Source organism: Pseudomonas sp. GL-RE-29, from assembly GCF_019947275.1.
In the GTDB taxonomy this organism is placed as follows: domain Bacteria; phylum Pseudomonadota; class Gammaproteobacteria; order Pseudomonadales; family Pseudomonadaceae; genus Aquipseudomonas; species Aquipseudomonas fluorescens_A.
Genome location: NZ_JAGYGD010000012.1, coordinates 59881 through 83002, shown reverse-complemented (window position 1 = coordinate 83002; position 23122 = coordinate 59881). Strand labels below are relative to the sequence as shown.

22 protein-coding genes are annotated in these 23122 nt (G+C 59.0%); 14 read left to right on the top strand and 8 right to left on the bottom strand.

Going from position 1 to position 23122, the window contains the following annotated elements:
• The first annotated feature begins 66 nt into the window (after window positions 1–66).
• The 8 genes from KGB21_RS12330 to KGB21_RS12295 all read left to right on the top strand — a co-directional run bounded on the left by KGB21_RS12330 (window position 67) and on the right by KGB21_RS12295 (window position 8373).
• Window positions 67–1014, top strand: coding sequence for a LysR substrate-binding domain-containing protein (locus tag KGB21_RS12330; RefSeq protein ID WP_034147045.1), 948 nt, complete (start codon window positions 67–69; stop codon window positions 1012–1014).
• A gap of 214 nt (window positions 1015–1228) precedes the next feature.
• Window positions 1229–1639, top strand: a complete 411-nt coding sequence (locus KGB21_RS12325; protein ID WP_034147044.1) for an HPF/RaiA family ribosome-associated protein — start codon at window positions 1229–1231, stop codon at window positions 1637–1639.
• A 322-nt stretch (window positions 1640–1961) separates the two neighbouring features.
• Window positions 1962–2267 (top strand): hypothetical protein, encoded by a 306-nt coding sequence (locus tag KGB21_RS12320; RefSeq protein WP_034147043.1) that lies wholly within the window; start codon window positions 1962–1964, stop codon window positions 2265–2267.
• Entirely contained in the window at window positions 2264–3844 is a 1581-nt protein-coding gene (locus tag KGB21_RS12315; protein WP_034147042.1) for a PepSY-associated TM helix domain-containing protein, read from the top strand. The genes KGB21_RS12320 and KGB21_RS12315 overlap by 4 nt, the downstream gene beginning before the upstream one ends.
• Window positions 3845–4171 carry a DUF3325 domain-containing protein gene (locus KGB21_RS12310; protein WP_034147041.1) on the top strand — a complete coding sequence of 109 codons (327 nt, stop codon included), beginning with the start codon at window positions 3845–3847 and terminating at the stop codon, window positions 4169–4171.
• A gap of 4 nt (window positions 4172–4175) precedes the next feature.
• The gene (locus KGB21_RS12305; protein WP_223505251.1) at window positions 4176–4763 is read left to right on the top strand and encodes an RNA polymerase sigma factor; all 588 of its coding nucleotides are present in this window, start codon (window positions 4176–4178) and stop codon (window positions 4761–4763) included.
• Window positions 4760–5749: a FecR family protein gene (locus KGB21_RS12300; RefSeq protein ID WP_034147040.1), complete on the top strand. Its 990-nt coding sequence runs from the start codon at window positions 4760–4762 to the stop codon at window positions 5747–5749. Before KGB21_RS12305 ends, KGB21_RS12300 begins: the two co-directional genes overlap by 4 nt.
• A 197-nt stretch (window positions 5750–5946) precedes the next feature.
• Window positions 5947–8373 (top strand): TonB-dependent siderophore receptor, encoded by a 2427-nt coding sequence (locus KGB21_RS12295; RefSeq protein WP_223505250.1) that lies wholly within the window; start codon window positions 5947–5949, stop codon window positions 8371–8373.
• Window positions 8374–8496: 123 nt separating this feature from the next.
• Here KGB21_RS12295 and KGB21_RS12290 read toward each other — a convergent pair whose 3' ends face one another.
• Window positions 8497–9372: a helix-turn-helix domain-containing protein gene (locus KGB21_RS12290; protein ID WP_034147038.1), complete on the bottom strand. Its 876-nt coding sequence runs from the start codon at window positions 9370–9372 to the stop codon at window positions 8497–8499.
• Window positions 9373–9648: 276 nt separating this feature from the next.
• Here KGB21_RS12290 and KGB21_RS12285 point away from each other — a divergent pair, with 276 nt between their 5' ends.
• On the top strand, window positions 9649–10551 hold the full coding sequence (locus KGB21_RS12285; RefSeq protein ID WP_223505249.1) for a DMT family transporter: 903 nt from the start codon (window positions 9649–9651) through the stop codon (window positions 10549–10551).
• Window positions 10552–10580: 29 nt separating this feature from the next.
• On the opposite strand, the gene KGB21_RS12280 is transcribed toward KGB21_RS12285, so the two are convergent.
• Complete coding sequence (locus KGB21_RS12280; protein WP_223505248.1) at window positions 10581–11090, bottom strand: DUF2165 domain-containing protein; 510 nt, start codon at window positions 11088–11090, stop codon at window positions 10581–10583.
• A 175-nt stretch (window positions 11091–11265) separates the two neighbouring features.
• Window positions 11266–12240 carry a 2-hydroxyacid dehydrogenase gene (locus KGB21_RS12275; RefSeq protein WP_034147035.1) on the bottom strand — a complete coding sequence of 325 codons (975 nt, stop codon included), beginning with the start codon at window positions 12238–12240 and terminating at the stop codon, window positions 11266–11268.
• A gap of 201 nt (window positions 12241–12441) precedes the next feature.
• Between KGB21_RS12275 and KGB21_RS12270 the strand changes: the two genes are divergently transcribed.
• Window positions 12442–12699 carry a hypothetical protein gene (locus KGB21_RS12270; RefSeq protein ID WP_034147034.1) on the top strand — a complete coding sequence of 86 codons (258 nt, stop codon included), beginning with the start codon at window positions 12442–12444 and terminating at the stop codon, window positions 12697–12699.
• A gap of 157 nt (window positions 12700–12856) precedes the next feature.
• On the opposite strand, the gene KGB21_RS12265 is transcribed toward KGB21_RS12270, so the two are convergent.
• The 5 genes from KGB21_RS12265 to norR form a co-directional block, all read right to left on the bottom strand.
• A complete protein-coding gene (locus KGB21_RS12265; protein WP_034147033.1) occupies window positions 12857–13606 on the bottom strand; it encodes a YkgJ family cysteine cluster protein in 750 nt (249 codons plus the stop codon).
• Window positions 13607–13689: 83 nt separating this feature from the next.
• Window positions 13690–14010: a hypothetical protein gene (locus KGB21_RS12260; protein WP_034147032.1), complete on the bottom strand. Its 321-nt coding sequence runs from the start codon at window positions 14008–14010 to the stop codon at window positions 13690–13692.
• A 146-nt stretch (window positions 14011–14156) separates the two neighbouring features.
• The gene (locus KGB21_RS12255) at window positions 14157–14618 is read right to left on the bottom strand and encodes a GNAT family N-acetyltransferase (protein ID WP_223505247.1); all 462 of its coding nucleotides are present in this window, start codon (window positions 14616–14618) and stop codon (window positions 14157–14159) included.
• 27 nt (window positions 14619–14645) lie between these two features.
• Window positions 14646–15548, bottom strand: coding sequence for a chemotaxis protein CheV (locus KGB21_RS12250; RefSeq protein WP_034147031.1), 903 nt, complete (start codon window positions 15546–15548; stop codon window positions 14646–14648).
• Between the two features lie 150 nt (window positions 15549–15698).
• Window positions 15699–17249: a nitric oxide reductase transcriptional regulator NorR gene (norR, locus tag KGB21_RS12245; protein WP_223505246.1), complete on the bottom strand. Its 1551-nt coding sequence runs from the start codon at window positions 17247–17249 to the stop codon at window positions 15699–15701.
• Between the two features lie 156 nt (window positions 17250–17405).
• On the opposite strand from norR, the gene hmpA reads away from it, so the two are divergent.
• The 4 genes from hmpA to cyoB all read left to right on the top strand — a co-directional run bounded on the left by hmpA (window position 17406) and on the right by cyoB (window position 23122).
• Window positions 17406–18587, top strand: coding sequence for an NO-inducible flavohemoprotein (hmpA, locus tag KGB21_RS12240; RefSeq protein WP_223505245.1), 1182 nt, complete (start codon window positions 17406–17408; stop codon window positions 18585–18587).
• Window positions 18588–18814: 227 nt separating this feature from the next.
• Complete coding sequence (locus tag KGB21_RS12235) at window positions 18815–19324, top strand: disulfide bond formation protein B (RefSeq protein ID WP_034147028.1); 510 nt, start codon at window positions 18815–18817, stop codon at window positions 19322–19324.
• Between the two features lie 828 nt (window positions 19325–20152).
• Window positions 20153–21088, top strand: coding sequence for a ubiquinol oxidase subunit II (gene cyoA / locus KGB21_RS12230; protein ID WP_034147026.1), 936 nt, complete (start codon window positions 20153–20155; stop codon window positions 21086–21088).
• Between the two features lie 3 nt (window positions 21089–21091).
• Window positions 21092–23122: a cytochrome o ubiquinol oxidase subunit I gene (gene cyoB, locus KGB21_RS12225; RefSeq protein WP_034147025.1), complete on the top strand. Its 2031-nt coding sequence runs from the start codon at window positions 21092–21094 to the stop codon at window positions 23120–23122.

The following is a 23122-nucleotide window of genomic DNA, read 5'->3' as shown; positions in this document are numbered from 1 at the left end:
TACTGCCTCTCTCGGTCCTACGTGACCAACGAAACTTCCTAAGACAGCCTTTAGCAGGACTAAACGATGAGCCGTCAATTGCACGCCCAGACTTATGTGTGGCTGCAGGTGTTTTCCTGCGCCGCGCGGCACTTGTCGTTCACCCGTTGCGCTGAAGAGCTGCACATCACGCCCGGAGCGGTCAGCCAGCAGATCCGCCAACTGGAAGAGCGCTTGGGTTTTCGCTTGTTTCATCGGCGGGCGCGGGGAGTGGAGCTGAGTGCCGAAGGCCAGCGGTTGGCCGTTACCGTCAACGAGGCCTATGGCAGCATCGATGCGGAGTTGCGCCGGCTGGATGCCGGCATGATCAGCGGCACGTTGCGGGTGCGGTCGATTCCGTCGTTCCTGAGCAAGTGGCTGACTCCGCGCCTGCCGCGTTTGCAGCAGCGTTTCCCGGACATTCAACTGCGCCTGGTGGCCGAGGACAGCAGCGTGCCGTTGCACGAGGGCGACTTCGATCTGGCCATCGACCTGAACGACGGCAGCTACCCCGGATTGTTATCCACAGCCTTGCTCGACGAGCAGATTTTCCCAGTGTGTGCGCCGGGGCTGTTGCGCGGTCGTCCGCCCTTGCATGGGCCGGCGGACCTGATGCATTTCCCGCTGCTGCACGACATCACCGCCTGGCGCGGCAGTTACGAATACGCGGAATGGGAGTTCTATCTGAATGCCATCGGCTTCGAAGGCGCGGATGTTCGGCGTGGACACACCTTCAATCGCAATCACTTGACCATCGAAGCGGCCATCGCCGGGATGGGCGTGGCGATTGCGCGGCGAACGCTGCTCAACGATGAGCTGGAGCGCGGGGCGTTGATCGTGCCGTTTGGTTTGGCGGTACCCAATCACAAGCGCTACATGGTGCTTTATGCGCCGGGTGCGCTGAGCCATCCGGGCGTGCGTGCGGTGCATGACTGGCTGGTGGAAGAAGCGGGGATTTTTCGTGGCTTGCACCCGCTGGCGGACCAGCAGATGTGAGAATTTGTGACAGAGAAGCTGGGCGACTCAACTCCCGACCTTAACAGCGCTTTTGCCGGTTGTCCGGCTTTTTTTGCGATTACAAATTTATCTTTTTTTAGGGGTTGAATTGTTCAGCGTACAGACCGATTGTGTAAACAAGAGGTCACGGTGATGACGCCCAAGGGCTTAGCTGACCGGCCTCTCGCGAGCTAGCTGAAATAAGGGATGAACTATGCAAATCCAAGTCAATAGCGATAACCATATTCAAAGCAGCATCCGACTGGAGGAGTGGGTACGTACTACCATTGAGAGCACGCTCGAACGATACGAAGAAGACCTGACTCGTGTCGAGGTACACCTGAGGGACGAGAACGGCGACAAGCCCGGTCCCCACGATTTGCGCTGCCAACTGGAAGCGCGGCCAAAAGGCCACCAACCGATTTCTGTCACCCATAAAGCCGCCAGCCTGGAACTGGCGATCGATGGAGCCGCCGAGAAACTCGAGCATGCGCTGGAACATCTGTTCGGCAAATTGCGAGGCAAACCACGCGCCGCCGTGGTGCCGTTCGAGCGCAGGGCTCATGCCGATGTGCTACTGGAAGAAGAGTTTCTTGAAAACGAACAGGCTGCGCAAAACGGCTGAAGCCTGATTCACTTTTTACCTTCCCACTCAAACGGGCCTGCATTGCAGGCCCGTTTTGTTTCTGAAGTTCGTTGATACCCCTGAGGGAGCTTGCTCCCGCTCGACTGCGCAGCAGTCGCAAGCCCGGCTAATCAGATTTACCTGACACAACGCGCTGGATGTTTTTGGGGGGCGCTCGCACCCCCAGCGGGAGCGAGCTCCCTCACCACTGATTTAGCGATCAATCATCCGCTTCTTTTGCGTATGAGAATATTTATCATTAATATTGCGCCTTGCTGGCCCGTGACGTTCATGCGGCCTCACCCGGTTTCAAGGTCGCGACATGAAAGCCAAAAGCGCCACGCTCCCCGTTTCCTATCGACTGGCGGTCACTTCGCGGGTGCTGGCGGCTGTGTTCGGCGGGTACTTCGTGACGGCGTTGGCCAGCGTTTGCCTGACGCTTTGGGTACCCATGGCCCGCACCGAAGCGGTAGTGACCGGAATGATGAGCTCGTTCTTGGTCTATCTGGTGGCGGTGATCTGGTGTTTCGCCTGTCGCACGGCTTGGCGGGCCTGGTTCGGGTTGATCGCGACGAGCCTGGTATTGACGGCGGCAGCGGGGCTGGCGTACTGGATGGAACGGTCATGAAAGAGGGCTTTCGCCAGGCGATGGCCTGGTTGCACACCTGGGCCGGTTTGACCTTCGGCTGGTTGCTGTTTGCGATTTTTCTGACTGGCACGCTCGCCTATTTCAAGGACGAGACCAATCACTGGATGCAGCCGGAAATCCCTGCGCGTTCGGTGACTTCCGAAGCCAGCCTGACGCTGGCTCAAGGCTATCTCCAGCAAAACGCCCCAAATGCCTCGCGCTGGATCATCGATTTGCCCGACTCCCGTGAGCCCGGTCTTTCGGTGCGCTGGCAGCAAACCCCGGCCAAACCCGGCGAGCGCGGCCAGCTCACGGAAAAACTCCTCGACCCACAAACCGGCAGTGAAGTGCACGGCAGGGATACGCGCGGCGGCGAGTTCTTCTACCGCTTCCACTTTCAGCTGCAAATGCCTTATCCGTGGGGCCGCTGGCTGTCGACTATCGCAGCCATGGTGATGTTCGTCGCGCTGATCAGCGGGATCATCACCCATAAGAAAATCTTCAAGGACTTTTTCACCTTCCGTCCACGCAAGGGCCAGCGCTCCTGGCTCGACGGGCACAACGCGGTAGGCGTGCTGGTGCTGCCGTTTCACCTGATGATCACCTATAGCAGCCTCGTGATTTTCATGTCCATGGTCATGCCGGCAAGCATCCTGGCCTCGTACAAAGGTGATGCGCAGGCGTTCTTCAGCGAGGTGTTTCCCGCGGGCAATACCGCAAAAGCCTCCGGCGACGTTGCGCCGTTGTTGCCATTGGCGCCGTTGCTGGAAAAGGCTCGCGAGCAGTGGTCGGGCGGGCGAGTCGGACGATTGACCGTGAACAATCCGGGCGATGCGAATGCCACGGTGGTGCTGGCCCGCGATGGCGCGGATCGCGTGGTTCACGACCTTGGTAGCGCCGTGACCTTCAACGGTGTGACTGGTCAATTGCTGGGTGCGACACCTGAACAAGCGTTACCGATGGCGATTGCCGGCAGTTTCTACGGCTTGCACATGGGCCATTTCGCCGGGCCGGTGTTGCGCTGGCTGTACTTTATTTGCGGGCTGGCGAGCACGGCGATGATCGGCACCGGGCTGGTGATCTGGCTCGGCAAGCGTCAACTCAAGCACGCCAAGAGCGGCGTGATGCCGTTCGAACTGCGATTGGTGGAAGTGCTGAACATCGCCAGCATGTCGGGTCTGGTGGTCGCGGTGGCGGTGTTCTTCTGGGCTAACCGTTTGCTGCCGGTCGACCTGGACGGCCGGGCGGATTGGGAGGTCAACAGCTTCTTTATCGTCTGGGGCCTGTGCCTGCTGCATGCCATGCTCCGGCGCGGTCGTACCGCGTGGGTGGAGCAACTGGCGCTGGCGGCGTTGCTGTTTGCTGCGGTGCCGTTGTTGAACGCCGTGACCACGCCGTATCACTTGGGCGTGACGCTGGTCCAGGGCGATTGGGCCATGGCCGGTTTCGATCTGGCGTGCCTGGGAAGCGGTCTGTTCCTCGGTTGGGCGGCGTGGAAAATGCAGCGCGCCGGACAGCCTGAACTCACCGGCCAGCAACGTGCGCGCGCCGTCATCCCAGAGCAGGAGGCGAACTGAATGCTGCTCGCCTGTTTGCTCTGCTACGGCGCGTTCACTGCGCTCTGCTTATCCATGGATCGACATCATGCTGATCTGCTGGGGCGCAAACTTTCACCGCGCCTGCGCCCATGGCTGAAGCTCGCGGGCTGGTTGCTGCTTGCCTTGTCGTTGTGGGCGGCAGTGTCGAGCACCGGTTGGGGGCTGGGACTGGTGGAGTGGTGCGCGGTGTTGATGCTCAGCGCCTTGCTTCTGGTGTTGCTGATGCCCTATCGCCCGCGTCTGGCGTTGTCGCTGGCCGGGTTGAGCCTGGTGGCCAGCCCGATTGCCGCGTTGGCGCAGTTTTGAATCGATGATCAGTCGTCCGCCCCGACTCTGTGAAAAAGAGCCCTGTGAAGGTGAGCGCGATGAACCGCGCGGCGACCGTGCGCATTTTCTCCAAGTGTTCCTCTCGCAGCGGTCGCAAATGGAAGCGCTGGTGAGTCGCCGCGTGGGGTGCCGGGCGACCGCCGCGGACCTGGTGCAGGACTTGTTCCTGCGTTTCTGGCGACGGCCGCTGGTGCAGGTCGAAGAGCTCAGCACCTACCTGTTGCGCTGCGCCGGCAACATCGCGATCGATCATTTACGCAGTGAAGGCACGCGGGTCCGCGCCAACGAAGGCTTGATGGCGGAGCCGTCGGACAGCGTGGGCGGCGAACCGCAAGCGGCGTTGGAGGCGGGCAACGATTTACGTCATGTCGAAGCGGCATTGCGTGCATTGCCCGAGCGCACGCGGCAGATCTTTTTGCTCAATCGCATCCATGGCCGCAAATACGCTGAAATCGCCAAGGCCATGGACCTGTCACAAAGTGCCGTGGAAAAACATATGATGCGCGCGCTCGAGGCCTGCAAGGCCAGCCTGCGGGAACCCGACCCGCGCATGCCAGGGAAAGCACTGTGAACAACTTGGAACGCGTCACCCCGACGCCGGCTCAGGAGCAGGCTGCGCTGGCCTGGCTGAGTCTCTTGCATGACCAGCCGAGCAGCGGCGATCAGGCCACGTTCAGCCAGTGGTTGCAGGCTGACCCGGCCCATGCCGAGGCGTATGCCCGTGCGCAGGTGCTATGGGAATTGAGCGAAGGGCCGGCGCGCACGCTCGCCGATGAAGACGCATTGGCTCTGCAGGGTTACCTCAATGCGATGAACCGCTCACGCCGCGGCAGTGTCCGGCGTTGGTCCGCAGCGCTGGTTATGGCTGCGTGTTTGCTGCTGATGGTCAGCCTCGGCAGCGGTTGGCAGCCATCGCGCTGGATCGACGATCTGGGCGCCGATTATGTGTCGGCGCCGGGGGAAATCCGCACCGTCATTTTGGCCGATCAGTCGCAAGTTACTCTTGATGCCGATAGTGCAATTGCCGTGGATTTCAGTCGTGGTGAGCGGCATGTGCAGGTGCGTCGCGGTGCCGGATTTTTCAGCGTGACCCATACTGGCGAGCCGTTTGTGGTGGATGCCGAGAACGGCCAGGCGCGGGTGTTGGGCACGCAGTTTGAGGTGCGCCTGCGGCCCCATGGGGCGCAGGTCACGGTGTTGTCTGGTCGGGTTGGCGTAACGGCTGGCAAGAATGCCGAGCAGCAAATTCTCACCGCTGGCCAGCAAGTGGCGTACGGCGAAGGCTCAGCGGAAAAGCTTCACGCGGTGGACAGCGAAGCGCAGTTGGCATGGCGTCAAGGGTGGCTCAATTACTACAAGGCGACACTGGCCGATGTGGTGGAGGATTTACGCCGCTATCACCCGGGGCGGATCGTGTTGCTTGACGATGAACTGGCCCAGCGCCGGGTCAGCGGCAGCTTTCCGAGCAAGGACCCGCAAGCGGTGCTGAATTCTTTGCAGGGGGTATTGGGGTTTGAACAGCATCAGGTGTTGGGGCGTCTGATTATTCTGCGCTGAGGCAAAATCAAAAGATCGCAGCCTTCGGCAGCTCCTACATGGATCACGTCCCCTGTAGAAGCTGCCGAAGGCTGCGATCTTTTGATCCTCCCAAAATATTTTCAACTTTCTGCTGAGGTAAAACCGGGCGCCATCCGTGTAGTGACTGAAACTGCGAGTCATTCGCATCCGTTGCGGTTCTACACAGGTCATGAGTGATGAAGTCCAGGGCAAAATCGGGTTCGGTCAAACAATGGTTGGGTGTTTCTGCGTTGAGCTTCTCGGCGTTGGCGTTGCTGCCGCTGAATGTGGCGATGGCGGCAGAAACCAGTGCCCAGGAACGCACACAGTTCAGCTTTTCGATGGCTGCCAAACCGCTGCCCCAGGCCCTGAGTGACTTCAGCCGCATCACCGGCATCAGCGTGGTCTACACCGATGAAGCGCCTTACGGCATCACTGCCCCGGCCGTCAGCGGGCAGTTCAGCGCCGAACAGGCGATGCAGCGTTTGCTCGCCGGTTCAGGTTTCACCTTCCGTCGTACCGACGGCCACACGTTGGTGCTGGAACCGCTGCCCACCGAAGGCGCCTTGAACCTGGGCGCGACCACCATTACTTCAGTGATGGATCAGTCGACGAGCTACCAGCCGCCCGACACCAGTTCGGTGATGCGCACTTCGGCATCGCTTCAGGAAATTCCGCAGACCGTCAACATTGTCCCGGCCCAGGTCATCCGCGATCAGACGCCGCGCAACCTCGACGATGCGCTGGCCAACGTCAGTGGCATCACCCAAGGCAACACACTGGGCAGCACTCAGGATTCGGTGATGACCCGCGGCTTCGGCGACAATCGCAACGGTTCGATCATGCGCGACGGTATGCCGATCGTGCAGGGCCGTGGCATGAACGCCACGGTGGACCGGGTCGAAGTGCTCAAGGGCCCGGCCTCGTTGCTCTACGGGATTCAGGACCCGGGCGGCGTGGTCAATATGGTCAGCAAGAAGCCTGAGCTTGAGCAATACAACGCGTTGACCGTGCGCGGCTCGACCTATGGCGAAGGCAAGAATGGCAGCGGGGGCACCTTCGACAGCACCGGCGCATTGGGGGAATCCGGGCTGGCCTATCGCATGGTGCTGGACCACGAAGACGAAGATTACTGGCGTAACTACGGTGTGCATCGCGAGACTTTGGTGGCGCCGTCGTTGGCTTGGTTCGGCGAAAACACCAAGCTGTTATTCGCCTATGAGCACCGTGAATTCCTGACCCCGTTCGACCGTGGCACGGTGATAGACCCGCGCGACAATCATCCGCTGGACATCCCCCGCGATCGCCGGCTCGACGAACCCTTCAACAACATGGAAGGGCGTTCCGACCTGTATCACTTCGAAGCCGATCACCAACTCAACGACAACTGGAATGCGCACTTCGGCTACAGCTGGAACCGCGAAACCTACGACGCCAGCCAAGTGCGCGTGACAGCCATCGACACCAATAAAGGCACCCTGACCCGCAGCATGGACGGCACCCAGAATGCGCTCAGCACCGACCGCTTCACCACGGCCAGCCTTGAAGGCAACGTCGATGTCGCGGGCATGCGCCATGACGTTGTGTTCGGCATCGATGACGAGTACCGCAAGATTTACCGCGAAGACCTGATCCGCCAGAAAAGCCTGACCACGTTCAGTTATCTCAATCCGGTGTATGGCCGTGAAGTCGCCGGCACCACGGTCAGCCCGGCCGACAGCGCGCAGACTGACAAACTGCGTAGCGATTCGGTCTTTCTGCAGGACTCGATCCATCTCACCGACCAATGGATCCTGGTGGCCGGTGGACGTTTCCAGGAGTACGACCAGTACGCGGGTAAAGGTGTGCCGTTCAAGGCCAACACCGACAGCAACGGCCAGAAATGGGTGCCGCGCGCGGGGCTCGTTTATCGCTACACCGATGAGTTGTCGTTCTACGGCAGCTACACCGAATCGTTCAAACCCAACTCGACCATCGCGCCATTGAGTGGCAGCAGCACGGTGCTCGACGGCAGCGTTGCGCCGGAAGAAGCCAAGTCCTGGGAAGTCGGCGCCAGGCTCGATATGCCGGGTCGCGTCACCGGCAACGTCGCCTTGTTCGACATCAAGAAACGCAACGTGTTGGTAGCTAATTCGGAAGGCCCGGTGACGCTCTACAGTGCCGCGGGCGAGGTGCGCTCCCGAGGTCTGGAACTGGATTTGAGCGGCCAGCTCAGCGAGCGCTGGAGCATGATCGGCAGCTACGCCTATACCGATGCCGAAGTGACAGAAGACCCGGACTACAAAGGCAAGAAACTGCAAAACGTTGCGAAGAACAGCGGCTCATTGTCGGTGGTGTACGACTTCGGCTCGGTCATCGGTGGCGATCAGTTGCGGGTCGGCGCGGGCGCGCGTTATGTCGGGGAGCGGGCGGGTAATGCGGTGAACGATTTCGAGCTGCCGAGCTACACCGTCGCCGATGCGTTCGCCACGTACGACACTCAACTCGACGGGCAGCGGGTCAAGTTCCAACTCAATGTGAAGAACCTGTTCGACCGCACGTACTACACCTCGGCGGCGAGCCGGTTCTTTGTGTCGATGGGGGATTCGCGGCAGGTGACGTTGTCCAGCACGTTGGAGTTTTGACTTTAAACCGCGTCATCGTTCATCGCTGGCAAGCCAGCTCCCACAGGGTTTGCGTCGACACAAAAACCTGTGGGAGCTGGCTTGCCAGCGATGGCGGCCTTGCAGGCACTGAAAATCTCAGCGCTAGCGCAAAAACGCCTGCCGATATTCCCCCGGCGTCCCACCCAACGCCTGCCGGAACCGATTGGTAAAGTGACTGGCACTGGCAAACCCGCAGGCCAGCGCAATCTCTCCCAACGGCTGCGATGTCGAGCGCAACAACTCCCGCGCCCGGCTCAGACGCCGCGCCAATACATACTGATGCGGCGGCAAGCCGAAGCTCTCCCGGAACATCCGCGCGAAGTGGTATTCCGACAGTGAACACAACGCCGCCAATTGTCCCAAGCTGATGGCCTCAGCCAATTGGCTGTCGATGTACTCCACCAACAGCCTTCGTTGATGCGCGGCCAGGCCACCCTTTAGGCGCAGGCCCTGACGGCTGCTGACCTGACTCAGCAAGGCATGGCTGAGCATCTCATGGGCCAGGCTGCTGGTCAGCACACGCTCACCCGGCTCGTCCCAGTTGAGGCTGATCAACTGCCTGAAGCGTGATGCTTGCTGCGGGTCATCCAGAAAGGTTTGCTCACGTAGCTGCACTTCTCGTGGTTCGCGATCGAGCAGCGTGACGCAGCCAAGGGCAAATTGTTCGGGGCTGAAATACAGGTGCGCCAGGCGAATGTCGCCGTTGATCACCCAGCCGGACTGATGGTCGGCCGGCAGGATGCACAGTTTGTCCGGGCCGCCCTTGTTGCCGGGCTGGTCGCGACGGAAAGTCCCGGTGCCGCCGGCGATGTAGCAGGACAGGGTATGGTGGCTTGGCGCTTCGTAATCCTGCGCGTCGTGATGGTTGCTCCACAAAGCTGCGGACAAGCCGTCACCAAGCTCGGCGCTGTGCTCGAGGCGAGCATTGGGCGAGCGGTTAAGTGCTTGAAAGACTTGTAGCGTTTCCAGTGCGGCCATGATTGTTGCTCTCTAACACCTGCATCCAACGCCTTGCATCCTACTCCGTAGACCTCTGCGTGCCAGCCCGTCGCCTGACAAAAGCGCAAGTTTATGCAAGTGCGTGCGCGTTTGGCGCAGCACACTGGATCCTCGACCAGGCAGGGCTTTGTGGCGAGGGAGCTTGCTCCCGCTTGAGTGCGTAGCGCTCACAAAAGGGCCGCAGCGCAGCCCAACGCAAGCAAGCTCGCTCGCCACAAAAGCAATCTGCCATGCCTCATTTTGGGAGCCCATGCCATGAACCTTTCTTTGTACCTGCTGACCGTGCTGATCTGGGGTACCACCTGGATCGCCCTGAAATGGCAACTGGGCGTGGTGGCGATTCCCGTGTCGATCGTTTATCGCTTCGGCCTCGCCGCGCTGGTGCTGTTCGTGATGTTGCTGCTCAGCCGCAAGCTGCAAGTGATGAACCGCCGTGGGCATCTGATCTGCCTGGCGCAGGGTTTGTGCCTGTTCTGCATCAACTTCATGTGCTTCCTGACGGCCAGCCAGTGGATTCCCAGTGGTTTGGTGGCCGTGGTGTTTTCCACCGCGACCCTGTGGAACGCGCTCAATGCGCGGGTATTCTTCGGCCAGAAAATCGCCCGCAATGTGCTAATGGGCGGCGCGTTGGGCCTGTCGGGCTTGGGTCTGCTGTTCTGGCCTGAACTCGCGGGCCACACGGCCAGCCCGGAAACCCTGCTCGGTCTGGGCCTGGCGTTGCTCGGCACCTTGTGTTTCTCGGCGGGCAACATGCTCTCGAGCCTGCAACAGAAAGCCGGGCTTAAGCCGCTGACGACCAACGCCTGGGGCATGGCCTACGGCGCGGCAATGCTGTCGGTGTGGTGCCTGGTCAAAGGGATTCCGTTCGACATGGAATGGAATGCCCGCTACATCGGCTCACTGCTGTATCTGGTCATCCCGGGCTCAGTCATCGGTTTTACCGCCTACCTGACCCTCGTCGGGCGCATGGGGCCGGAGCGTGCCGCCTACTGCACCGTGTTGTTCCCGGTGGTGGCGCTCAATGTGTCGGCGTTTGCCGAGGGCTATCAGTGGACTGCTCCGGCGCTGGTGGGGCTGGTACTGGTGATGATGGGGAACGTGCTGGTGTTTCGTAAGCCCAAGGCACCCATAGTGGCAGGTACTGGCAAGCTGGCTTGAAACCGCGTCAGGGTCGAAAGTGTTCGCCTTCAGTTTTCGATCCTGATCGCCAGATATATCAGTGCAGGCAATATGAAGCCAACTATATGTCTGGCCCAATCCTTGTAACTCCACTGTAGCGATTCGTCCATGTTGAACCATTCAATCCCGATAACTTGAAAGCAGACGTAATAGAGAAATAGCGCAATCAATAATCCAATGATCGCGAATTTTTTGGCTTCGTGGAACGCTGTCGCGTTAGTGTTCATGTTCTTGAATAGTTGGATGGTTCCCATTGTGCAAAATACTGTAAACATGACTTCAAGTGTAATGATGAGCCAGTAGATGCGATGATGCATCATTGGCGAGTTGATTGCGCGATGAGCGTATTTATGACCGTCGCGTGTCGTGTCCATGCTCAGGATGTGAGCCAGATACTCATAGTTGGTAGCGTAATCGGTAACGTTGCTGTACATCATCAATATGCCGAAGAAACTGATAAACAACATTATGCTGGCCTTACTGATCTTGATGGCCTGGCTGGTAGTAAGTTTGTTCAACGTGTTGTTCTCCAAAGCCGATTAATATCGGAGTGATTAGTCTGGAGAGTTTATATCGCGGGTTGTTTGTCAGGTGCTGAACTGAGTTGCAAGGTATGTAGGGGATATATAAAATTTGGTAAGGATGGATTCTTGGTTAACGGGCAGGCGTATATAACGCCTGCCCGTTTTTATTTTAGCCTTTCCAGACTTGCGGATTGACCAGATCCTGCGGTCGTTGACCCAGCAAGGCACTTCGCAAGTTGGCAAGGGCACGGTTTGCCATTGCGTCGCGAGTTTCATGGGTGGCCGAACCGATGTGTGGCAAGGTCACGGCGTTTTTCAGTTGGAACAATGGAGACTCGGCCAGCGGTTCCTTTTCGTAAACGTCCAGGCCAGCGCCGCGAATTCGGTTGTTTTGCAGTGCTTCGATCAGCGCTGGTTCGTCTACCACCGGGCCTCGGGCAATGTTCACCAGAATGGCACTGGGCTTCATCAACGCCAGTTCGCGATGGCTGATCAGGTGTTTGGTTTTTTCGCTGAGTGGCACCACCAGGCAGACGAAATCGGCTTCGGCCAACAGTTGATCCAGGCTGCGGAACTGCGCGCCCAACTCCTGTTCCAGTGCAGTCTTGCGGCTGTTGCCGCTGTAGATGATCGGCATGTTGAAACCCAGGCGACCACGACGGGCGATAGCCGCGCCGATGTTGCCCATGCCGACGATGCCCAGGGTTTTGCCGTGTACATCGCTACCGAACAAAGGCGCACCGACGGTGGCTTGCCATTGACCAGCCTTGGTCCAGGCGTCGAGTTCGGCCACACGTCGGGCGCTGCTCATCAGCAAGGCGAAGGCCAGGTCGGCGGTGCTTTCGGTGAGCACATCGGGCGTGTTGGTCAGCATGATTCCGCGTTCACTGAGGTACGCGACGTCATAGTTGTCGTAGCCCACCGAAACGCTCGACACCACTTCCAGATTGGATGCGTTCTCCAGTTGCGCACGGCCGAGTTTGCGGCCGACGCCGATCAAGCCGTGCGCGTGGGGCAAGGCTTCGTTGAACTGGGCGCTGATGTCACCGTTTTTCGGATTCGGCACGATGACGTCGAAGTCTTGTTGCAGGCGTTCGACCATTTCAGGCGTGACGCGGCTGAAGGCGAGGACAGTCTTTTTCATGGGAGGCAGGGCTCGTCGGGCGGTGGAGATTGCTTAGCAAGCTACTAGCTTCAAGCGGCAAGCTGCAAGTTAAAAGCCGTCCCTCATCGCTTTTAACCAGAAGCTTGCTGCTTGAAGCTTGTAGCTGCCGTTCCGCTATACTGTCCGCCTTTCGTGGCTCGCTGACCGGGCCCGACACTTTACGTATCACCCGGAGCTTTCATGACTTCCCCGAAACAACCGCCGGTCGCCGACACCTTGAGCGACGAGCAGGCAGAGCTGCCAGACAGCGTCGACTCCAGCGCCGACAGCGAAACCAAAGCCGAAATCCCGGCATTCAAGTTCCCGTTCAAACCGGGCGAACTGGCCGCTGGCAAGAACTCCAATCAGCCGTGGTACAAGAACGGCGCCAAGAACGGCCACACCAAGACCCCGGGTATGGCGCCTCCGGGGACTCGTCGTTCGATGGGTAAGCGCTAAAGTTCAAATTGTGCGGTGATGGTGCTGCCGTCATCGCGGGCAAGCCCGCTCCCACAGGGGATCGTGGTTGTACACAACATCTGTGCTCACCGACGAACCCTTGTAGGAGCCGGGCTTGCCCGCGATGAAGCCATCACAGGCGATAAATCCCTCGGGCTCAAACCGCCCGCAACGAAATAAACGCGTAGTTCACCGGCACATCCGTCGCCACTTGCGCGCCGGCTGCCAGTAATTGCCCAGCGATATCGCCACCCGAGACATGGAACAGCCATTCGTTGTCCCACTGCGGTAATGGCTGCCCGGCCAAGTCGTCGATGATCTTGGCAAACTTGCTCATATCCGGCAGATAAGCGGTAAACCCATCGCCCTTCAGCGCCGTCGTCCTAATCCCCAGCGACGCGCAAATCGCCACCTTCGCTTGAATATCATCGCGATCCGCTTGACGCGAGCGCTGGATCAGCTCCGACAGTTCCCGGTCCACTAGCTCGCCGCCAACAATCAGCTCCGGTCCTTTTTCCCACGACTCGGACGGGCATTCCTTGATGTCCGGGTTGAGGGGGATGTGCGGATTGATTTCCATCGGGTAAATGCGGCACACCAGGGGGCGGCGTTCGTAGATGCGGCAGAGGTTGTCTTCGTCAAGATTCCGACAGGCACCGACGTTGTAGGCGGCAAAGGTGATAGCGACGTAGGCATCCGCATTGGCGCTGCGAACCCGCGCCGAACGGCGTAGCGCATGTTCTCGTTGTTGTGCCGGCAGCCCCAGTCCGGTGCCCAGAAAACCCTCCACCAGCACGATCACCTGGCCACCATCGGCCGCCCACATCCGGACTTCAGGCAGGGTCAGGGGCACATGGTGATCATTGCAGCATTTGCCACAGCCAACGCAGGAAAACCTTGTATTCATTGAGCAGTCAGTCGCTTTCAAAGGCATTAAACGGCGACAGAATTCCACCGCGAAGGTGGCTGTTGAAGCAACTTATGCGCCAGTCATTGCGCCTTGGCAGTTGGGCGGATGGAGTCCCACTCGGTGATAAAAGCGGTTTTGCTTTTCTTGTTGTAGAGGCACAGCTCGGTGCCTTGCTGGCCTTTCATGTGTTTTTGCGGGTACTGCCCTTGCAGCAGGAGTGCGGTGTAACCGACCCGGTCATCGAACTGAGCGGCGTCGCCAACGGGTTTCACATTCTTCAGGCCACTGGCCTTGGTGCAACTGGCGAGCACGGTTTTGTCGTAGGCCGCCCAGGCGTCGGGGCTGGAGGCGTGGGCCAGGGGGGCGATGAGGCAAAGGAAGGTAAGGGTTGCGGCTTTCATTGATCAGGCATCCTTGGAGGGTAATGGCCAAGGTTGGAGTATGCCTCAGGGGATATTTTCTGAGGGCCATCGCCAAGATCGCATCCTTCGGTAGCGCCTACAGGAGAATGCATTCCAACGCAGGAGCTGCCGAAGACTGCGATCTTTTAGCGGGTCGGAACCAGCTCCCGGCGGACTGCATACATCCCGACACTTTCATACAATCGCCGCGCCCGCTCGTTGTCCTCCAGCACCTTCAAATCCACAAATCCTTCCCGGCGTTGTTGAAACACCTTGAATGCATTCAACAGCAGCGCGCGTCCCAGGCCTTGCCCTTGGGCGCGAGGATGCACCACCAGGTTCTTGATGTAGGCACTGGTCCAGCACTGACACACGGCAACGATGCCTTCGGCATCCAGGGCGATGAAGCACAGGCCAGGATCGTACTCCGGATCGGTTTCAAAACGCTGCTGCCAGACATCCAGCTCCGATACCCGACCGCCGCCCTCCCGGTAACCCATTTCCATCAGGTGGTGCACCGAAGCCGCAAGTTCAGGTCGGTATTCGGACAATTGAATGCCGGTTGGCCAAGTGATTGGCGGCACAACCTCAGCCAGGTTGCGCCGCATCAGAAAGCAAAAGTCCGCGGCCAAAACTCAGTAACCTTGTTCGGTAACAGCCTTGGCTGCTGTGATCAGGCACTGGGTCAGCTCGGGCGAAGAGAATTTGGTCAGCACCGCGTTCGCGCCGGCCAGGCGGGCCTTTTCGCTGTTCATTGCGCTGTCCAGAGAGGTGTGCAGCAACACATAGAGGTGCGCGAAGTCCGGGGTTTCACGCAGGGTACGAGTGAAGGCGTAGCCATCCATCTCGGACATTTCGATGTCGGAGACGATCAGGTTGATCTGCTGGGCCGTGCCTTGCAGATCCAGCAAGCAATCGATGGCTTCCTTGGCGCTGCGCGCGGTGTGGCATTGCAGGCCGAGATTGCGCAGGGTGTGCACCGATTGTTGCAGGGCGACCTGGCTGTCATCGACCACCAGAATTCGCGCGCTGCCCAGTATTTCGGCATCTTCCATGCTGAGTTCGGTCGGGGCCGTTTCAATCTGCGCCGGGGCGATGCCGTGGATGACTTTTTCGATGTCCAGCACTTGCACCAGCGTGCCATCGACCGACGTCACGCCGGTGATGTACGAGCGCCCGCCGCCCGAGCCGAAGGGCGGCGGGCGGATGTCGGTGGTCAGGCAGTGGACGATCTTGCTTACCGCTTGAACGTGCAAGCCCTGCTTGGAGCGACTGACATCGGTGACGATCAGGCAGCCACCGTTCGGGTCTTCCAGAGGACGCTCGCCGATGGCGCGGCTGAGGTCGATCACCGACAAGGAGGTTCCGCGCAACGTGGCGATGCCTTTGACGTGAGGGTGCGACTCCGGGAGTTTGGTCAGCGGCGGGCAGGGGATGATTTCACTGACCTTGAGCAGGTTGATCGCCATCAACTTGCCACTGCGCAAGGTGAACAGCAGAAGCGAAAGTGAATCTGCGCGGGCTTTGGTGGAGGACATAAAAACCTTCTATGGAAAAAGGTGATGGTCGACCGCAAGGATCGCCAACAGCTATCAATGCCGGGTTATCGACTTGTCGGGGGCAGGCTTTAGGTCAATTACCCATCGACAACCGAACCTGTAGGAGCTGCCGAAGGCTGCGATCTTTTCTTACTTCATGCCCAACCGCTTGGCCATCCGCCCAAGATTCGCCCGATCCAAGCCTAGCTCACGGGCCGCGCTCGCCCAGTTGTTGTGGTGCCGTTCCAGGCACGCACCGATCAAGTGGCGCTGATAGTTTTCGGTCGCCTCGCGCAAATCACCTGTTACCAATGCCATTGCGGTGGCGGCCGGTTGTTCGGCGGTGACTTCGATGCTGCCATTGGGCAGATCGAGGTCGGCGGCACTCAAGCTGAGAATCTTCGGGCGTTCCTTGCAATTGCCCAGTGCCTTGAGGGCGCTGCGGCCGATCAAGTGTTCCAGTTCCCGGACGTTGCCGGGCCAGTCGTAACTCAACAGCGCAGCCTGGGCGTCGGCGTTCAGGCGCAGGCTGTTGAGGCCCATGCGCGAACGGTTCTGCTCCAGAAAGTAGCCGCTGAGCAACAGCACATCCCGCCCTCGATCACGCAGGGCCGGCACCAATAACGGATAAACGCTGAGGCGGTGATAAAAGTCAGCACGGTAGCGGCCGCTGCGCACTTCCTCGGCCAGGTCTCGGTTGGTCGCGGCGATCAGTCTTACGTCCACCTGATGCTCCTTGTCCGAACCCAGGCGCTGCAGTTGGCCGCTCTGCAGGACACGCAACAATTTGGCCTGCACGGTCAGCGACAGTTCACCCACTTCATCGAGAAACAGCGTGCCGCCATTGGCCAGCTCAAACTTGCCGCGTCGATCATTCATCGCCCCGGTGAAGGCGCCGCGCACATGACCGAATAGCTCGCTCTCCACCAGCGTGTCCGGCAACGCGGCGCAATTGAGGCTGATGATCGGCTTGTCGGCGCGGGGCGAAGCGGCGTGGATGGCCTGGGCCACCAGTTCCTTGCCGACCCCGGTTTCCCCGGTGATCAACACGGTCAGGTCGCTGCCGCCCACCAGATTGACTTCTTCCACCAGGCGTTTGTGCGCCTTGCTCTGGCCGATCATTTCGCGGTTCTGCTGACCGCTGGCCTGGCGGTAGACCTCGGCACGCTGATGCTCGTCTTCGACGCGATTGTTCAGGCGTTCGATGCGCTCGGCGGCATTAACAGTGGCGGCGGCGAGGCTGGCGAAGGCTTCCAGGGCATCCAGTTCGATCGGTTCAAACTGCTCCGGATCCAGGGCATCGAGGGTTAAAAGGCCCCATGGACGCTCATCTATAAACAGAGGGCAACCCATGCAGTCGTGGACTTCCAGATGGTCATCCAGGCCATCGACCAAGCCGTCATAAGGATCGGGCATGTCACTGTCGGCGGCGAACCGGGTCGGGCCGGTGCTGCTGAGCAACGCTTCAAAACGCGGGTGTTCACTGACCTTGAAACGTCGTCCGAGGGTGTCGGTACTCAACCCGTCGACGGCCAGCGGCACCAGCCATTCGCCGTCGAGGCGCAGCAGGGCGGCGGCATCGCAGGGGAGCAGGGCGCGCATGGCTTCCAGCAGACGGCGGTAGCGCTCGCCTTCAGGGAGTTCGCGGGACAGGTCGGAGACCAGTGGCAACAGAGCGGTGAGCAGGGATTTTGCAGTCATAGTGACTCCATGTAGTCGGTGTGACTATAAAGCAGCCTGTGTCGATATGACTATCTGTGTTTTAGGTTATTGATTTATAAGAATATTAAAACTGGCACGGAACCTGATAAGCATAGGGCAATAGTTAAGAAACCCTCGTTGCTCAGGAGTCACTTTATGCTTAGCGTCCAAGACCGTGCCATCGTCAAATCCACTGTGCCGCTGCTGGAAAGCGGTGGCGAAGCCCTGATCACTCACTTCTACCGCATGATGCTCTCCGAGTATCCGCAAGTTCGCCCGCTGTTCAACCAGGCTCACCAGGCCACGGGTGACCAACCACGTGCCCTGGCCAACGGCGTACTGATGTATGCGCGCCACATCGACCAGCTCGACCAGTTGGGCGACCTGGTGGCCAAGATCATCAACAAACACGTCGCCCTGCAGATTCTGCCGGAGCACTACCCGATTGTCGGCACTTGCCTGCTGCGTGCCATCGCCGAAGTGTTGGGCGAAGAAATCGCCACCCCGGAAGTCATCGTGGCGTGGGGTGCAGCTTATGGTCAACTGGCGGACATTCTGATCGGCGCCGAAAAAAGCATCTACGACCAGAAAGAACAAGCACCCGGCGGCTGGCGCGGGGCGCGGGAATTCATCGTCGCGGCCAAGGTCGAGGAAAGCGCGGAAATCACCTCGTTCTACTTCGAACCGGCTGACAAAGGTCCAATTCTGGCGGCAGAGCCAGGCCAGTACATCGGCATGAAACTGATCCTCGATGGCGAAGAAATTCGTCGTAACTACTCGCTGTCGGCCTTGGCCAACAAGGGCCAGTACCGCATCAGCGTCAAACGTGAAGCGGGCGGTCGCGCCTCCAATCACCTGCACGACGAGTTGCACGTAGGTTCGAGCATCCAGCTGTTTCCGCCATCGGGCGAGTTCACCCTGACCGCCAGCGAAAAACCGCTGGTGCTGATCAGTGGCGGCGTCGGCATCACCCCGACCTTGGCGATGCTCGAAGCGGCGCTGGAAACCGAGCGCCCGGTGCACTTTATCCACTGCGCCCGCAACGGCAGCGTTCACGCCTTCCGCGACTGGATCGACGGCTTGGCCGAGCGTCACCCGCAACTCAAGCGCTTCTACTGTTATGCCGAAGATGACGGTGTCAGCCCGGCGGCGCACAAGGTTGGTCTGTTGAGCCAGGAGCAATTGGGCGAATGGTTGCCGGCAGAGCGCGATGTGGATGCTTACTTCCTGGGGCCTAAAGGCTTCATGGCGGCGATCAAGCGTCACCTCAAAGCCTTGGGTGTGCCAGAGAAGCAAAGCCGTTACGAGTTCTTCGGGCCGGCGGCGGCGCTGGAGTAACACTTCATAAAAGATCGCAGCCTTCGGCAGCTCCTACAGGACGCAATTCATCCCCCTGTAGGAGCTGCCGGAGGCTGCGATCTTTTGCTCTTTCTGTTTAAAAGTTAATCCCTTCTTAACCGTCTTGTCGTCTATTCCCTCCGACACCCGCCGATACGCGCCAGGCTCTCAAACGTCAGGGCCAGCGTGTAGACTGGCAGGCAATCGATATCTTGAAGGGAAACGCGATGAGCGAGGAAACAATGCGGTTGGGGCGTGAACGACGCTATCTGGTGTTGCTGGGCGTCATCTGCCTGGCACTGATCGGCGGCGCCCTGTACATGCAAATCGTCCTGGGCGAGGCGCCGTGCCCGCTGTGCATCCTGCAACGTTATGCCTTGTTGTTGATCGCGATTTTCGCCTTCATCGGCGCGGCCATGCGCACCCGCCGCAGCATCACAGTGTTTGAAACCCTGGTGGTGATCTGCGCGCTGGCAGGCGTCGGCGTGGCCGGGCATCACGTCTACACGCAGTTCTACCCGGCAGTGAGTTGCGGCATCGATGTGCTGCAACCGATTGTCGATGGCCTGCCGCTGGCGAAGATCTTCCCGCTGGGTTTCCAGGTCGATGGATTCTGCTCGACGCCATACCCGCCGATCCTCGGTTTGTCCCTGGCGCAATGGGCGCTGGTGGCCTTCGTATTGGTTGTGGTGCTGGTGCCGCTGCTCACTGTGCGTAATCGCAAAGCGCTGCGCTGAAGCTATTTGCCGTACTGCTGCCGTGCACATAAACGCCCCGATCCTCGATAAGAGGAGCGGGGCGTTTTTTCATTTCAGTGCCGAGGTAAAAAGAACGTGATGTGCGACAGCGAAGGGGTGCGACACGTGTGCGACATGTTGTCACATCTTTGGTGTCGCACCGAGTTTCCAAAGACGGGATTGGCACAACGTCATGGGAAGAAATTGGTCAGGTTTAGCGGTGCGCAGCATTTCACTTGCAAGGCTGGAGCAGGCAGTTTTAACAGGTGTTGGCAATTTGCCAGAGCCCTTGTCATATCGGGGCTTGGGCCGGGTGGGGGACGGCTGTCGAGCCTTCGATGCTGTCTGAATTGCGGATGGTAGGCCTACTATTTTTGGTGTTTTTGTTGAGAATCGATTTCGATAAGATGCGCCACTTTTGCGAAAATCGGTAAGCATTGTTGCCAGTTCGGATAAAAATTATTTCGGGATAAGACATGGTTTATAAAACGCTACATATCTACAATCGCCCGCACTGAATTCCCGACTCTGCTCGCTCTCACTCAGTTGCATGAGCAGAAACCGGGTGTCGAGAGGCCGGGTGGCTTCATGCGACCCCCTGGTGTCGGTGCCTCCAACTATCCGCACCAAATGGAATTGGTCTGTAACAAGGCCTTTGACCACGAATTCGAATAAGAACTCAACGCTAGCCCAGGATTTGTCGAAACGCGTCTGACGCACGACGGGCCAGCCCTTATTCAATCCAAGAAAAATGCCAACCCTTGGCAGGGTGAAGTGTTGGCGATCAAAACCCAACTGCATTGCGCAAGCTGCTTTAGAGGTCGTGAGATGAGTAAAAACAGGTACCCCAGACTACTAGGCTTATTGCCGCTGATCGGCACGTTGTTGCTGTCAGGCTGCAACATGACCTTGCTCAATCCCAAGGGCCAGGTCGGTCTGGACGAGCGAAACCTGATCATCACCGCAACGCTGCTGATGCTGTTGGTCGTGATTCCGGTCATCGTCATGACGTTCCTGTTCGCCTGGAAATACCGCGCGTCCAACACCAACGCCACCTACACCCCGAAATGGAACCACTCCACCAAGATCGAGATCGCGGTGTGGGCCGTTCCAATTCTGATCATCATTGCCCTGGGTTACGTCACCTACAAGTCGACCCACGCTCTGGACCCATACAAGCCGCTGGAATCCGACGTCAAGCCGGTGACCATCGAAGTGGTCGCGCTGGACTGGAAATGGCTGTTCATCTACCCGGAACAAGGCATCGCCACGGTCAACAAGATCGTGTTCCCGGCGCACACCCCGATCAATTTCCGGATCACTTCCGACGCCGTGATGAACTCGTTCTTCATCCCTGCGCTGGGCGGCCAGATCTACGCGATGGCGGGCATGCAGACCAGACTGCACCTGATCGCCAACGAGAACGCCGAGATGGACGGTATCTCCGCCAACTACAGCGGCGCCGGTTTCACCGGTATGAAATTCAAAGCGATCGCAACTTCCCAGGAAGATTTCGACGCCTGGGTCAGTGAAGTCAAAAAGGCACCTAAACAGCTTGAACAAGCTGAATACGCAGCCCTTGCCAAGCAGAGCCAGAACAACCCAGTCGAGCTCTACTCCTCGGTCACACCGAACCTGTTCCAGACCATCGTCGACAAGTACGAAGGCATGAAACCAGGCCCGAAAGTGAAGCACGAGAAGAAAGAGAAAGAAGTGGCCGCTACGGACATGGACTCGCATTCAGCTGCCGGGGCAGAGGAGTAAACGATGTTTGGTAAATTAAGTTGGGAAGCGGTCCCGTTCCACGAGCCGATCGTGATGGTGACCATCGCCATGATCGCGCTGGGTGGTCTGGCACTGTTTGCAGGTATCACTTATTTCAAGAAGTGGACCTATCTGTGGACCGAGTGGCTGACGTCGGTCGACCACAAGAAAATCGGCGTGATGTACATCATCGTCGCCATGGTCATGCTGCTGCGCGGCTTTGCCGACGCCATCATGATGCGTACCCAGCTGGCCATGGCCACCGAGGGTTCGCCTGGCTACCTGCCACCTGAACACTATGACCAGATCTTCACCGCTCACGGTGTGATCATGATCATCTTCATGGCGATGCCATTCTTCACCGGCCTGATGAACCTTGCAGTGCCGCTGCAGATCGGCGCGCGTGACGTTGCCTACCCGTTCCTGAACTCCCTGAGCTTCTGGCTGCTGGTTTCCGGCGTAGTGCTGATCAACCTGTCCCTGGGCGTCGGCGAATTCGCCAAGACCGGTTGGGTTGCCTATCCGCCGCTGTCGGGCCTGCAATACAGCCCGGGCGTGGGGATGGATTACTACATCTGGGCGCTACAGCTATCCGGGTTAGGTACGACGCTGACGGGGGTCAACTTCCTGGCCACCGTGCTGAAAATGCGTACCCCTGGCATGAAGCTGATGGACATGCCGATCTTCACCTGGACCTGCACCTGGGCCAACGTCCTGATCGTGGCTTCGTTCCCGATCCTGACCGCTACCCTGGCACTGCTGACGCTTGACCGTTACATGGATTTCCACATTTTCACCAATGAACTTGGTGGCAATCCAATGATGTACGTCAACCTGTTCTGGGCGTGGGGTCACCCTGAGGTGTACATCCTGATCCTGCCGGCGTTCGGCATTTTCTCGGAAGTCATCTCGGCCTTCACCGGCAAGAAACTGTTCGGCCACCACTCGATGATCTACGCATCGGGCGCGATCTCGATCCTGGGCTTCATGGTTTGGCTGCACCACTTCTTCACCATGGGTTCCGGTGCCAGCGTCAACGCCTTCTTCGGTCTGGCGACGATGCTGATTTCCATCCCGACGGGTGTGAAGCTATTCAACTGGCTGTTCACCATTTACCAAGGTCGTCTGCGCTTCACCAGCCAGGTTCTCTGGACCCTGGGCTTTATGGTGACCTTCGCCATCGGCGGCATGACCGGCGTACTGCTGGCCATCCCGGGTGCTGACTTCGTTCTGCACAACAGCCTGTTTGTGATCGCGCACTTCCATAACGTGATCATCGGCGGCGCGGTATTCGGCTACATCGCAGGTTTCGCGTTCTACTTCCCGAAAGCGTTCGGCTTCAAGCTGCACGAAGGCTGGGGTAAAGCAGCGTTCTGGTTCTGGATCTCGGGCTTCTTCGTCGCGTTCATGCCGCTCTATGCACTGGGCTTCATGGGCATGACCCGTCGTCTGAACGCCACCACCAACCCTGAGTGGGTGCCGTACCTGTACGTCGCCATGTTCGGTGCGGTGATGATCGCTGTCGGTATCGCTTGCCAGCTGATCCAGCTCTACGTGAGTGTGCGTGACCGCAAGAAGCCAGAGAACATGTGCGAACACGGCGACCCGTGGAATGCCCATACCTTGGAATGGTCGACCTCGTCGCCACCTCCGTTCTACAACTTCGCTGTGTTGCCGAAAGCCGACTGCATCGATCCGTTCACCGAAGCCAAGGAAAACGGTACCGCGTACCAGGCTCCGGCCAAGTACGAACCGATCCACATGCCAAACAACACCGCCACCGGTGTGGTCATGGGTGCTCTGTTGACCGTGTTCGGTTTCGCGATGATCTGGCACATCTGGTGGCTGGCAATCGCTAGCCTGGCCGGCACCGTGATCTACTTCGTGATCCACGCGGCCCGTGATGATCAAGGCTATATGGTGCCGGTCGACGTGATCGAGCGCATCGAAGCCGAGCAGCACAAGCGTCTGGTAGCGGCCGGGAAAGTCCCAGCCACCGCCACCCGTGTTGAAACCTCGTTGGAACAGGCTTAA

What these genes read in the sequence shown, in the direction of transcription:
- KGB21_RS12330 (WP_034147045.1), top strand. Translation starts at nt 67, where the DNA reads ATGAGCCGTCAATTGCACGCCCAGACTTATGTGTGGCTGCAGGTGTTT.
- KGB21_RS12325 (WP_034147044.1), top strand. Translation starts at nt 1,229, where the DNA reads ATGCAAATCCAAGTCAATAGCGATAACCATATTCAAAGCAGCATCCGA.
- KGB21_RS12320 (WP_034147043.1), top strand. Translation starts at nt 1,962, where the DNA reads ATGAAAGCCAAAAGCGCCACGCTCCCCGTTTCCTATCGACTGGCGGTC.
- KGB21_RS12315 (WP_034147042.1), top strand. Translation starts at nt 2,264, where the DNA reads ATGAAAGAGGGCTTTCGCCAGGCGATGGCCTGGTTGCACACCTGGGCC.
- KGB21_RS12310 (WP_034147041.1), top strand. Translation starts at nt 3,845, where the DNA reads ATGCTGCTCGCCTGTTTGCTCTGCTACGGCGCGTTCACTGCGCTCTGC.
- KGB21_RS12305 (WP_223505251.1), top strand. Translation starts at nt 4,176, where the DNA reads ATGATCAGTCGTCCGCCCCGACTCTGTGAAAAAGAGCCCTGTGAAGGT.
- KGB21_RS12295 (WP_223505250.1), top strand. Translation starts at nt 5,947, where the DNA reads ATGAAGTCCAGGGCAAAATCGGGTTCGGTCAAACAATGGTTGGGTGTT.
- KGB21_RS12290 (WP_034147038.1), bottom strand. Translation starts at nt 9,372, where the DNA reads ATGGCCGCACTGGAAACGCTACAAGTCTTTCAAGCACTTAACCGCTCG.
- KGB21_RS12285 (WP_223505249.1), top strand. Translation starts at nt 9,649, where the DNA reads ATGAACCTTTCTTTGTACCTGCTGACCGTGCTGATCTGGGGTACCACC.
- KGB21_RS12275 (WP_034147035.1), bottom strand. Translation starts at nt 12,240, where the DNA reads ATGAAAAAGACTGTCCTCGCCTTCAGCCGCGTCACGCCTGAAATGGTC.
- KGB21_RS12270 (WP_034147034.1), top strand. Translation starts at nt 12,442, where the DNA reads ATGACTTCCCCGAAACAACCGCCGGTCGCCGACACCTTGAGCGACGAG.
- KGB21_RS12265 (WP_034147033.1), bottom strand. Translation starts at nt 13,606, where the DNA reads ATGAATACAAGGTTTTCCTGCGTTGGCTGTGGCAAATGCTGCAATGAT.
- KGB21_RS12260 (WP_034147032.1), bottom strand. Translation starts at nt 14,010, where the DNA reads ATGAAAGCCGCAACCCTTACCTTCCTTTGCCTCATCGCCCCCCTGGCC.
- KGB21_RS12255 (WP_223505247.1), bottom strand. Translation starts at nt 14,618, where the DNA reads ATGCGGCGCAACCTGGCTGAGGTTGTGCCGCCAATCACTTGGCCAACC.
- KGB21_RS12250 (WP_034147031.1), bottom strand. Translation starts at nt 15,548, where the DNA reads ATGTCCTCCACCAAAGCCCGCGCAGATTCACTTTCGCTTCTGCTGTTC.
- norR (WP_223505246.1), bottom strand. Translation starts at nt 17,249, where the DNA reads ATGACTGCAAAATCCCTGCTCACCGCTCTGTTGCCACTGGTCTCCGAC.
- hmpA (WP_223505245.1), top strand. Translation starts at nt 17,406, where the DNA reads ATGCTTAGCGTCCAAGACCGTGCCATCGTCAAATCCACTGTGCCGCTG.
- KGB21_RS12235 (WP_034147028.1), top strand. Translation starts at nt 18,815, where the DNA reads ATGAGCGAGGAAACAATGCGGTTGGGGCGTGAACGACGCTATCTGGTG.
- cyoA (WP_034147026.1), top strand. Translation starts at nt 20,153, where the DNA reads ATGAGTAAAAACAGGTACCCCAGACTACTAGGCTTATTGCCGCTGATC.
- cyoB (WP_034147025.1), top strand. Translation starts at nt 21,092, where the DNA reads ATGTTTGGTAAATTAAGTTGGGAAGCGGTCCCGTTCCACGAGCCGATC.